Consider the following 12333-nt stretch of genomic DNA (forward strand, 5'->3'; position numbering starts at 1 on the left):
GATGAGTGTGGCAAAGAAAAAACGAAAATCAAGAAAAAAACAGGCGAAACAGCTCAATATAAAATACGAGCTCAACGGATTGCTGTGTATAGCCATTTCAATTATCGCAATCTTGCAGCTGGGGGTAGTCGGGCAAACGTTTATCTATTTGTTCCGCTTTTTTGCTGGAGAGTGGTTTATTTTATGCTTGTTAGGTTTATTGGTGTTAGGAGTCTCACTGTTTTGGAAGAAAAAAACCCCAAGCCTTTTAACGAGACGAAAGGCCGGGTTGTACTGTATTATCGCAAGCATATTGCTGCTTTCTCACGTGCAGCTATTTAAAAATTTGACGCACAAAGGGTCTATTGAGTCTGCAAGCGTGGTGCGCAATACGTGGGAATTATTTTTAATGGACATGAATGGCAGCTCTGCTTCACCTGATTTAGGCGGAGGGATGATCGGTGCGCTGCTGTTTGCGGCTTCACACTTTTTGTTTGCGTCGACTGGTTCTCAGATCATGGCAATTGTCATGATTTTGATCGGAATGATTTTAGTAACAGGACGCTCGCTACAAGAAACGCTAAAAAAGTGGATGAGCCCGATTGGACGTTTTATAAAAGAACAATGGTTAGCATTTATTGATGATATGAAATCCTTCAAATCAAATATGCAGTCATCGAAAAAAACGAAAGCGCCGAGCAAAAAACAAAAACCGGCCCGCAAAAAACAGCAAATGGAACCGGAGCCTCCTGATGAAGAGGGGGATTATGAAACAGTATCGCCTCTTATTCATTCAGAGCCGATTATCTCAAGCTTTTCTGATCGTAATGAAGAGGAAGAGTCTCCAGTTATAGAAAAGCGCGCCGAACCTGTGTCGAAGCCGCTTCAGGACATCCAACCGGAGACAGGTGATCAGGAAACTGTTTCTGCTCCTCCTATGACCTTTACAGAGCTCGAAAATAAGGATTACGAGATGCCGTCACTGGATTTGCTGGCAGATCCGAAGCATACCGGCCAGCAGGCTGATAAAAAGAATATTTATGAAAATGCGAGAAAGCTTGAACGCACATTCCAAAGCTTTGGCGTAAAGGCGAAAGTCACACAGGTTCATCTCGGACCGGCCGTAACAAAATATGAAGTATATCCTGATGTCGGAGTGAAGGTTAGCAAAATTGTCAATTTAAGCGATGATTTAGCGCTTGCGCTTGCTGCGAAGGATATCAGGATCGAAGCGCCTATACCAGGCAAATCAGCAATCGGAATTGAAGTTCCAAACGCAGAAGTGGCAATGGTTTCGCTGAAGGAAGTGCTGGAGTCTAAATTGAATGACAGACCGGATGCGAAGCTGTTAATTGGACTCGGCCGCAATATTTCAGGTGAAGCTGTATTGGCTGAGTTAAACAAGATGCCCCACCTTTTGGTCGCAGGCGCAACCGGTAGCGGGAAAAGTGTCTGTGTCAACGGCATTATTACAAGTATTTTAATGCGGGCGAAACCGCATGAAGTGAAAATGATGATGATCGATCCTAAAATGGTAGAGCTAAATGTCTACAACGGGATTCCGCATTTGCTTGCTCCTGTTGTAACCGATCCGAAAAAAGCGTCGCAGGCTTTGAAAAAGGTTGTCAATGAAATGGAGCGGCGGTACGAATTATTTTCTCATACGGGTACAAGAAATATTGAAGGATACAATGATTATATAAAACGCGCCAACAATGAAGAAGGAGCGAAACAGCCAGAGCTGCCCTATATTGTTGTCATTGTGGACGAGCTTGCCGATCTCATGATGGTCGCTTCATCTGATGTGGAAGATTCGATTACGAGATTGTCCCAAATGGCGCGGGCTGCCGGCATCCATCTTATTATTGCGACACAGCGGCCATCGGTGGATGTTATCACAGGGGTGATCAAAGCGAACATTCCGTCACGAATCGCGTTCAGCGTATCTTCACAGACGGATTCAAGGACCATTCTTGACATGGGTGGCGCTGAGAAGCTTCTTGGCCGCGGCGATATGCTGTTTTTACCTGTAGGGGCTAACAAACCTGTCCGTGTGCAGGGAGCATTTTTGTCGGATGACGAAGTGGAGAAGGTCGTCGACCATGTGATTACACAGCAGAAAGCGCAATATCAAGAAGAAATGATTCCTGAGGAGACGACGGAAACTCATTCCGAGGTTACTGATGAACTTTATGATGAAGCTGTTGAATTAATCGTCGGCATGCAGACGGCATCTGTTTCAATGCTGCAAAGAAGATTCAGAATTGGCTATACGAGAGCGGCGCGCCTGATTGACGCAATGGAGGAACGCGGTGTTGTCGGACCGTATGAAGGCAGCAAACCTAGGGAAGTATTATTATCAAAAGAGAAATATGATGAGCTCTCTTCTTAATGAAGGGAGTTCCGCTTTCTATAGTTGTCAATAATGATATTATGTAAACTGATCACCTTTCTATTTATTTTTTCGACAAAACATGATATAGTTGTCCCAATTGTTCAATAATTTTTATCGAAAGTGGTTTACGGAGGGGAAACATGTCTACAAAAGCTGATAATCGGCACTTGTATTTGAAAGTAATTGAACGAATTAAAGAGGATATAAAAAATGGGATCTACACTGAGAAGGAAAAGCTGCCTTCTGAATTTGAGCTTTCCAAAAAGCTTGGTGTCAGCAGAGCGACGCTAAGAGAAGCCTTGCGGATACTGGAAGAAGAGCATGTGATTATCAGAAGGCATGGTGTAGGCACTTTTGTCCATTCTAAGCCGTTATTTCTTTCGGGTATTGAACAGCTGAACAGTGTAACCAAGATGATAGAACAGGCGAATATGACCCCTGGCACGATTTTTCTATCATCACAAGTGCTTATGCCGTCTGAAGATGATACGAAGAGATTTCACTTGGCAGAAGGGCAAGAACTTTTTTACCTTGAACGAGTCAGGACAGCTGACGGACAGCCGATTGTGTATTGTATAGACAAAATTCCGATGAATATTTTGCCGAATTCTTTTTCTCATCAGCAAGAATCTATGTTTGACCTGCTTGAGAAAAATTCAGGCTCCGTAATCAGCTATGCAGTAACTGATATAGAACCGATCGGCTATCACGATACCATTTCTCCAGTGCTTGAATGCGATCCGGAAACAGCTCTTTTGCTGTTAAAACAAACCCATTACGATCAGCACGATAAACCGGTGCTTTATTCTTTAAATTATTTTAGAGCGGATAAATTCAGATTTCATGTTTTGCGTAAACGATTCTAAAAACGGACGCCTGTATGTGTCTGTTTTTTTATTTGCACTGATTCATGTTTCTTTGTACATACTTTCATTCCGGTTAACGCAATATATAAGAGATGACAAGAAAGTGAATGGGTGAAAATGTTGAGAGAGAAAAATGGAATGAAAAATATTATTGCATTGTCTTCCGTCCCGCTTGTGATGACACTCGGGAACTCCATGCTGATTCCTGTTCTTCCGATGATGGAGAAAAAGCTGTCTGTGACTTCATTTCAAGTGTCTTTAATCATTACTGTATACTCAGTAGTAGCAATTATTTGCATTCCGATTGCCGGATATTTGTCGGATCGTTTCGGGAGAAAAAAAATATTGCTTCCATGCCTCCTCATTGCAGGATTGGGGGGAGCCGTAGCTGCTTTTGCCTCGACCTATATGAAAAATCCTTATGCTATGATCTTGGCGGGGCGGGTTCTTCAAGGCATTGGTTCTGCAGGTGCCGCTCCGATTGTCATGCCGTTTATCGGCGACCTGTTTAAAGGAGACGATGAAAAGGTCAGCGCGGGTCTTGGCGATATTGAAACCGCCAACACGTCAGGGAAGGTACTGAGTCCCATACTTGGAGCCTTACTGGCTTCTTGGTATTGGTTTGTACCATTTTGGTTTATTCCGTTTTTCTGTTTGATCAGCTTTTTGCTCGTATTGTTTTTGGTGGCCAAGCCTGAAGAAGATGAAGATGCGCCTGCTGTTTCTGAGTTTATTAAGAGTGTGAAGAAAATTTTTAAACAGGATGGTCGCTGGCTTTATACGGTCTTCATTATCGGGTGTGTCATTATGTTTTTGTTATTTGGCGTATTATTTTATTTATCAGATACGCTGGAGAACAAGTATGCTATTGACGGAGTAGCTAAAGGCGGATTACTGGCAATCCCACTTTTGTTTTTGTCAACCAGTTCTTTTATAGCTGGCAAAAAGATCGGTAAAGATAAAGGCCGAATGAAATTTTGCGTTGTTACAGGAATGATTCTGTTAACCCTTTCGTTTATTGCCTTGTGGTGGAACCACAGTTTTTATTTTTTATTTGTCTTTTTAAGCTTTGGCGGGATTGGGATTGGAATGGCTCTTCCTGCTTTAGATGCATTAATAACCGAAGGGATTGAAAGTGAACAATGCGGAACCATTTCCTCCTTCTACAATAGCATGCGCTTTATAGGAGTAGCTCTCGGTCCACCTGTTTTTGCTGCATTAATGTCTAATGCAAACTGGATTATTTTCATACTCTCGGCGTTTTGCAGCATCGTTTCTTTATTTTTAGTGCTCTTTACTGTAGATGCTAAAAAAAGTGAAGAAGAAGAAAAAAACTTAGGGACGGTCTAGCCAGCCGTCTTTTTTTTGCGCTTCCTTGCACAGTTTACAACTGTACCTATACAGCATGCGGAGGTTATTGTTTCCTTATAAATCCTACAGTTGCTATAATTACATGAAAGAGTGTTTCTGCGGATGCTGAAAATTGGTCATAATACATACTAATTAAGAAATGAACGAAGGAGGTTCCATATGTCATATGTTAATGAACTCAAATCAAAGCACGGCGGTTTAACCGCACATATTGTAAAAACAGAAAAATTCAAAACCGTCTCGCTTATTTTTAAGATGCTTGCGCCGCTGACAAAGGATCAAGTCACCAAAAGAGCGCTTCTCCCGCATGTGCTTCTTCGCGGAACGAAAAGCCATCCGAAAACCGCAGAATTGCGTTCATACTTGGATGAGCTGTACGGCACGTCAGTATCGGCTGATCTTACGAAAAAAGGAGAGCGGCACGTCATTACGTTCAGGCTTGAAATTCCGAATGAAAAATATTTAAAAGACCAAACGCCGCTACTTGAGAAAGGGCTCCAGCTTCTCGCAGAAATCGTCTTTTCACCTGCTTTAGAGGGAGACGCTTTTCAGTCACAATATGTGGCTCAAGAAAAACGGACGCTTAAGCAAAGAATCCAAGCCGTCTATGATGATAAAATGCGCTATTCGAATTTAAGGCTGATACAGGAAATGTGCAAAAATGAGCCTTACGCGCTTCATGTCAATGGTGAAATCGACGATGTTGATGACATTACGGCAGAGCAATTATACGAAACATACCAAAGCGCTATCCAAAAAGACCAGCTTGATCTATATGTTGTTGGCGACGTGGACAGTAACCAGGTACAATCGGCAATTGATAAGTATTTCAAAACAGAAGAGCGCACTCTTGGCACGATTGAAAACAATCACGCTGATGAAAAAGTTCAGCCAAAAGAAGTAATTGATGAAGAGGATGTCAAGCAAGGAAAACTGAATATCGGCTACCGCACCAGCATCACTTATACAGATCAGGATTATCCTGCTTTACAAGTGTTTAACGGATTGTTCGGCGGATTCTCTCATTCTAAACTTTTCATTAATGTTCGGGAAAAAGCCAGTCTTGCTTACTACGCGGCTTCGCGTATAGAAAGTTTTAAAGGCTTGTTAATGGTGATGTCAGGCATTGAAGTGAAAAATTTTGAACAGGCTGTTTCGATTATTGCTGAGCAATTCCAGGCAATGAAAAATGGCGATTTCAATGAGCAGGATATAGCACAGACAAAGGCCGTTATTCGAAATCAAGTGCTGGAAACGATTGATACAGCATACGGTTTATCTGAGTTTTTATATCAGCAGGCCGCTGCTCAAGTCGAGATTCCTATCGAAGACTTTCTTGCCAATATTGAGAATGTCACAAAAGAGGATATCATTAAAGCCGGCGAAAAGATTCAGCTTGATACGACTTATTTCTTAAAAGGGACGGAGGGTGCATCTTGATCAAACCAATCGAATATGAACAGCTTCAGGAGACGCTGTACCATGAAAAAATGTCCAACGGCCTTGATGTTTACGTTTTGCCGAAAAAAGGCTTCAACAAGACATATGCAGTCTTTACAACAAAGTACGGCTCGATAGATAACCGGTTTGTCCCTTTAGGTAAAAACGAGATGGTTCACGTGCCGGACGGGATTGCGCACTTTCTTGAGCACAAGCTGTTTGAGAAAGCGGACGGAGACGTTTTTCAAGATTTCAGCAAACAGGGGGCTTCTGCCAATGCGTTTACGTCATTTACAAGAACGGCTTACCTTTTCTCAAGCACATCAAATGTTGAACGCAATTTAGAGACGCTTATCGATTTCGTACAGGACCCATATTTTACTGAAAAAACGGTTGAAAAGGAAAAAGGGATTATCGGGCAGGAGATTAATATGTACGACGATAACCCTGATTGGAGGCTTTACTTCGGGGTCATTGAAAACATGTACAAAGAGCATCCTGTCAGAATTGACATAGCGGGAACAGTGGAAAGCATTTCACATATTACAAAAGACCTTCTTTATGAATGCTATGAAACGTTTTATCACCCGAGTAACATGCTCCTTTTCATTGTCGGCCCTGTAGATCCTGAAGCGATTATTTCTCAGGTAAGAGAAAACCAGGGGAAAAAGCCGTATACTGATCAGCCGGAGATCAAACGAGAAGAAGTGAAAGAGCAAGAAGCGGTTTTCCGAAAAGAAAAAGAGATCAAAATGAACGTGCAGGGACCGAAATGTCTTGTTGGGCTGAAATCCAAAAATCCGTTTAAATTAGGCAAAGAGCTCTTAAAGCATGAACTTTCAATGAACTTATTGCTTGAAGCTCTTTTTGGCAAAAGCTCTGCCCAGTATGAATCACTTTATGAAAAAGGATATATTGACGAAACGTTCAGCTTTGATTTTACTGCTGAATATGGGTTCGGTTTTGCGGCGATCGGCGGAGATACGCCTGAGCCTGATCAATTGGCTGAAGACATTTCAAGCATGCTTTTGCGCGCCGGTGAACTGATTACTGCTGAAAAGATTGAACTTGCCAGAAAGAAAAAGATCGGCACATTCTTAAAAGCGCTGAATTCCCCTGAATACATCGCCAATCAATTTACCCGTTATGCGTTCTTGGATATGAGCCTGTTTGATGTTGTAACGGTACTCGAGCAGATTACCCTCGAGGATGTCCAGAACGTAATACAAGAGGAAATCGCTGCAGACAGACTGACTGTCTGCAAGGTTGTTCCTAAATCATAAACAAAACATCCCTCCAGTGTGAGGGGTGTTTTTCTGCGGAAAGAAGGAAAGAGGATGAACAAAACAGCACTAATCACCGGAGCAAGCGGCGGCATTGGCAAAAGCATCAGCGAAACCCTTGCAGCTAGAGGATACAATCTGCTGCTGCATTACAATACAAATCAAAACGCGGCAGCGGAGCTTGCTGAAAAACTAAGTCAGATGTTTGGCGTAAATGCGGAGATATTACAAGCTGACCTGTCCGCGCAAGATGGAGCAGATAAGCTGACAAGTTCAATTGTTCAGCCGATTGATGCGATTGTTTTAAACAGCGGACGAAGCCATTTTGGGCTGATTACGGATGTAGATAACGCAACGGTCCAGGAAATGGTTCAGCTTCATGTGGCGAGTCCGTATATGCTGACGAGAAACCTTCTGCCAGGCATGATTCGGAATAAATCGGGAGCGATTGTGGCTGTCAGCTCGATTTGGGGAGAGACTGGAGCATCCTGTGAAGTGTTGTACAGCATGGCAAAAGGAGCTCAGCATTCATTTGTAAAAGGATTGGCTAAGGAGCTGGCGCCAAGCGGAATCAGAGTAAACGCCGTAGCGCCGGGTGCAGTTGATACAAATATGATGAATCAATTTACCCCGGCTGAAAAAGAAGAGATCGCTGATGAGATTCCGATCGGCCGGCTGGCCCGGCCGCAAGAAATTGCGGATGCAACAGCTTTTCTCCTGTCTGAAAAAGCGTCATATATCACCGGCCAAATTCTGTCGGTGAATGGCGGCTGGCACTGCTGATCCGAAAATATTCGGTGTATAGTTTCTTTTGCGAAGGACACAATAATCTTGTAACTTCACATGAAATGGAGGAAACAAGCATGTCAGTATTAGAAAACTGGGATAGCTGGAAAAACTTCCTTGGCGACCGTCTGAACTATGCGCAAGATAAAGGTATGAGCCAGGATACGATTACAGATCTTGCGACAGAAATCGGCAGCTACTTGGCTAATGAAGTGGAATCTAAGAACGAGCAGGAAAAAGTGCTGGCAGATCTTTGGAGTGTAGCATCAAAAGATGAACAGCACGCCATTGCCAATATGATGGTTAAGCTTGTTGAAAATAACAGCACTCACTAGGAAGAGAGGGGATTTTTCCTCTCTTTTTTATGTTTTCCTCATCACAGCAACATTCTTCTTTCTAATTAGAGAAAAATGCTTTATGATAAAGGAAGGTAAAATTTTGCCACAATGAAGGGGGTATATCATTTGGCAAAGCTCGAATGGTATTTTGAATATGAAATTCAAGTGAACCGCCCCGGACTGCTCGGGGATATTTCATCTCTTCTTGGGATGCTTTCTATCAACATCGTAACGATAAACGGCGTCGATCTTTCCAGAAGGGGAATGCTCCTCAGGTGCCGCCATATAGATCAAATTAAACGATTAGAATCAATCTTAAAAACGATGGAAACAATTAAAGTAACGAAGCTTAGAGAACCGAGGCTTCGCGACCGTCTTGCCGTACGCCACGGCCGTTATATTCAACGGGATGCCGATGACAAGAAAACGTTCCGCTTTGAACGGGACGAGCTTGGCTTATTAGTCGATTTTATGGCCGAATTGTTCAAAAAAGAAGGCCATAAATTAATCGGAATCAGAGGTATGCCGCGTGTCGGGAAAACGGAATCGATTGTAGCCTCTAGTGTGTGTGCGAGCAAAAGGTGGCTGTTTGTGTCATCAACCTTGCTGAAGCAGACGATAAGAAGCCAGCTGATTGCCGATGAATACAGCACTGAAAATGTCTTTATCGTTGACGGAATTGTGTCAACACGAAGAGGGTCAGAACGCCATCTCCAGCTGGTCCGAGAAATCATGCGGCTGCCTGCAACAAAAGTGGTGGAGCATCCGGACATATTCGTTCAAAATACAGAGTATACACTAGATGACTTTGATTATATTATTGAACTGAGAAATGACCCTGATGAGGTTATTACATATGAACATGCCGAGGAACCCCAAATGTTTGATCAATCCGGGTTTTCAAGCTTTGATTTTTAAAATTGGAAGGTGTTTGTTGTGACTGAACTAGGAATCCGGCTCAAAGAAGCCAGAGAGGAAAAAGCAATGTCATTGGATGATCTCCAAGCGGCAACAAAGATTCAAAAAAGGTATTTAACCGCCTTGGAGGAAGGAAACTATGACATTATTCCGGGGAAGTTTTATGTTCGGGCATTCATCAAGCAATATGCAGAAGCCGTTGGGCTTGATGCGGATCAGCTGTTTGAGGAGCATAAAAAAGATATCCCTAATACGTATCATGATGATGTGTCTGAAAAGATCTCCGGCATGAATCTTCAAAAGGAAATGCCAAAGCCAGCATCTAAGGCGCTGGAGCTGCTGCCAACAATACTTGTTATTCTCGGCGTGATTGTCGTGATTGCCATTGTGTACGCGATCATTCAATTTGCCAATCACAAAAACAGTGATGATCACAATGCGGCATCAGAAAAAGCAATTACGCAAAGTGAGAGCAAGTACGAAATCCCTAAAGATTCAACGCTGAAAGAGAATCAAAATAACAGCTCTGAAAAAGAGACAGACACTAAAAAAGAAACGAAAGAAAACGAAGATAAGAAAAAAGAAAATGACAGTGAGAAGCTGGAGATTAAAGCTGCTGGCACTGAAGGATCGTTAACGACTTATGAAGTGTCCGGCGCTGATAAAATCGAGCTGGAACTGAAGGCATCAGACAGCTCCTGGATTAGAGTGCGCGATGAAAACAGCAGCTCTTTAAAAGAAGGAACGCTGAAAAAAGACGAAACCTATAAAAAAGACATAACTGATCAGAAACAAGTTGATATCCGCACCGGATATGCACCTAATCTGAAAATAAAAATCAACGGTAAGGTTCTTTCATATGAACTTGATCCGAAAAAAGTGATGGCACAAACCATAAAGATTGTAAATAAAAAGGAAGAAAAGTCATCTTAATTACCAGATGACTTTTCTTCACGTCCGAGTATGAAATTGGAGGGGCTTTATGTTTAACTTACCAAATAAAATCACACTAGCTAGAATCGCATTAATCCCAATCTTCATGATTATCATGCTGGCGCCGTTTGACTGGGGCAGGCTCGAAGTTGGAGACGAATCCATCCCGGTCGCACATTTGGCGGGGGCCATTCTATTTATTATTGCATCTACAACAGACTGGGTGGACGGGTATTATGCCCGAAAATTAAATCTCGTAACAAACTTCGGGAAATTTCTTGATCCGCTTGCGGACAAACTGCTCGTATCCGCAGCGTTAATTATCCTTGTTCAATTTGATCTCGCTCCAGCTTGGATGGTCATTGTGATTATCAGCAGGGAGTTTGCCGTGACAGGTTTAAGGCTTGTCTTAGCCGGAACAGGAGAAGTCGTAGCTGCTAACATGCTTGGTAAAATCAAAACCTGGGCACAGATTATTGCGGTATCTGCATTGCTTCTTCATAATCTTCCATTTGAACTTGTGTCATTCCCGTTTGCAGACTTGGCGCTGTGGGTAGCCGTCTTCTTTACTGTCGTCTCAGGCTGGGAATATTTCTCTAAAAATTGGGAAGCGTTAAAAACATCTAACTAAGAAAGAAGGACTTCGTCATGGAATTTCCAAAAAAAGCAGAAATAATTGCAGTCGGTTCAGAGTTGCTGCTTGGTCAAATCGCCAATACAAATGCTCAATTTATCAGCAAACAGCTCGCTGAAATCGGGGTCAACGTATTTTATCATACAGCGGTCGGAGATAACCCGGAGCGGCTGAAGCAGGTCATCCGCATTGCTGAAGAACGCTCTGACTTCATTATTTTTTCAGGAGGGCTTGGACCCACAAAAGATGATCTGACGAAAGAAACGATTGCAAATACGCTGGGACGTCCGCTTGTGTTAAATGATGAGGCATTCCAATCCATTGAGGACTATTTCAAACGAACAAAACGCACGATGTCACCTAATAACCGAAAACAGGCGCTTGTGATCGAAGGCTCTGACGTGCTGGCGAATCACTTTGGAATGGCCCCGGGAATGCTCACAGAGCATGAATCGCGCTATTATATGCTTCTTCCTGGACCGCCGAGCGAATTGCGTCCAATGTTTGAAAACGAGGCAAAGCCTCTTCTGCTGAAAAAGATGGGTTCAAATGAAAAAATTGTGTCAACTGTTCTTCGCTTTTTCGGTATCGGTGAATCTCAGCTTGAAGCCGATTTGGAAGATATTATTGATGCACAAACCAATCCGACAATTGCGCCTTTGGCGGCTGATGGAGAGGTGACGCTGCGTCTGACAGCCAAACACGCCGATGAAAAGGAAACAGAGCGTCTGTTAAAAGAAACAGAGGCCGTTATCTTAGAGCGTGTCGGTGAATTTTTCTATGGTTACGATGATACTTCTCTTGTAAAAGAGCTATCTATAGCGTGTAAGGAAAAAGGCATAACAATTTCTGCGGCAGAAAGCTTTACCGGAGGGCTGTTTTCTGAATGGCTGACGGATCATAGCGGTGCCTCAAAATTATTTGCCGGGGGCGTTGTTTGCTATACAAACGACGTGAAGCAGAATGTGCTTGGTGTCAAGAAGGAAACATTAGATCGTTTTGGGGCGGTCAGCAAGGAGTGCGCATCCGAACTGGCTAAGGGTGTTCAAAAACTCACTGGCAGCGATATCGGCATTAGCTTTACTGGTGTAGCAGGACCTGATGCTCAAGAAGGGCATGAGCCTGGGCATGTGTTTATCGGCATTTCCGCAAATGGTAAAGAAGAGGTTCACGAGTTTCACTTTGCGGGCTCCAGAACGGGGATCAGAAAACGCGGCGCTAAATACGGCTGCCATTTAATCTTAAAGCTTTTAGAGCAAAAATAATATTTTCAGCACATTATCCTCCTAAGAAAACATGATTTCTCTGATACATTATGATATTTTGATAGGAATCACGCCAAGAAAAAATCCGAATATGCGTTCGCTTTTTTCTTGGCAAATCCCTTCAA

At 42.9% G+C, this 12333-nt stretch carries 11 protein-coding genes; all 11 read left to right on the top strand.

The window, feature by feature from the left end; translation table 11 throughout:
- Window positions 1-7 precede the first annotated feature (7 nt).
- The 11 genes from spoIIIE to MKX71_RS09075 all read left to right on the top strand — a co-directional run bounded on the left by spoIIIE (window position 8) and on the right by MKX71_RS09075 (window position 12208).
- On the top strand, window positions 8-2371 hold the full coding sequence (gene spoIIIE, locus MKX71_RS09025) for a DNA translocase SpoIIIE (protein ID WP_003245350.1): 2364 nt from the start codon (window positions 8-10) through the stop codon (window positions 2369-2371).
- Window positions 2372-2514: 143 nt separating this feature from the next.
- A complete protein-coding gene (locus MKX71_RS09030) occupies window positions 2515-3240 on the top strand; it encodes a GntR family transcriptional regulator (protein WP_003245732.1) in 726 nt (241 codons plus the stop codon).
- 138 nt (window positions 3241-3378) lie between these two features.
- A complete protein-coding gene (gene bcbE, locus MKX71_RS09035; RefSeq protein ID WP_031600514.1) occupies window positions 3379-4590 on the top strand; it encodes a bacillibactin exporter BcbE in 1212 nt (403 codons plus the stop codon).
- 180 nt (window positions 4591-4770) lie between these two features.
- Complete coding sequence (locus MKX71_RS09040) at window positions 4771-6051, top strand: pitrilysin family protein (RefSeq protein ID WP_014479812.1); 1281 nt, start codon at window positions 4771-4773, stop codon at window positions 6049-6051.
- Window positions 6048-7334, top strand: coding sequence for a pitrilysin family protein (locus MKX71_RS09045; protein ID WP_003244823.1), 1287 nt, complete (start codon window positions 6048-6050; stop codon window positions 7332-7334). Before MKX71_RS09040 ends, MKX71_RS09045 begins: the two co-directional genes overlap by 4 nt.
- Before the next feature lie 54 nt (window positions 7335-7388).
- On the top strand, window positions 7389-8117 hold the full coding sequence (efpI, locus tag MKX71_RS09050) for an EF-P-5 aminopentanone reductase (protein WP_003244676.1): 729 nt from the start codon (window positions 7389-7391) through the stop codon (window positions 8115-8117).
- Window positions 8118-8197: 80 nt separating this feature from the next.
- Window positions 8198-8455, top strand: a complete 258-nt coding sequence (locus tag MKX71_RS09055) for a DUF3243 domain-containing protein (protein WP_003245199.1) — start codon at window positions 8198-8200, stop codon at window positions 8453-8455.
- A gap of 129 nt (window positions 8456-8584) precedes the next feature.
- Window positions 8585-9376, top strand: coding sequence for a YmfK family protein (locus tag MKX71_RS09060; protein ID WP_003220998.1), 792 nt, complete (start codon window positions 8585-8587; stop codon window positions 9374-9376).
- Window positions 9377-9442: 66 nt separating this feature from the next.
- On the top strand, window positions 9443-10309 hold the full coding sequence (gene rodZ, locus MKX71_RS09065) for a cell shape determination protein RodZ (RefSeq protein WP_010886511.1): 867 nt from the start codon (window positions 9443-9445) through the stop codon (window positions 10307-10309).
- 49 nt (window positions 10310-10358) lie between these two features.
- The gene (gene pgsA, locus MKX71_RS09070) at window positions 10359-10940 is read left to right on the top strand and encodes a CDP-diacylglycerol--glycerol-3-phosphate 3-phosphatidyltransferase (protein WP_003244753.1); all 582 of its coding nucleotides are present in this window, start codon (window positions 10359-10361) and stop codon (window positions 10938-10940) included.
- Window positions 10941-10957: 17 nt separating this feature from the next.
- A complete protein-coding gene (locus tag MKX71_RS09075; protein WP_003231847.1) occupies window positions 10958-12208 on the top strand; it encodes a competence/damage-inducible protein A in 1251 nt (416 codons plus the stop codon).
- Window positions 12209-12333 lie beyond the last annotated feature (125 nt).

This window comes from Bacillus sp. FSL M8-0071, from assembly GCF_037975455.1.
Classification (GTDB): Bacteria; Bacillota; Bacilli; order Bacillales; family Bacillaceae; genus Bacillus; species Bacillus subtilis.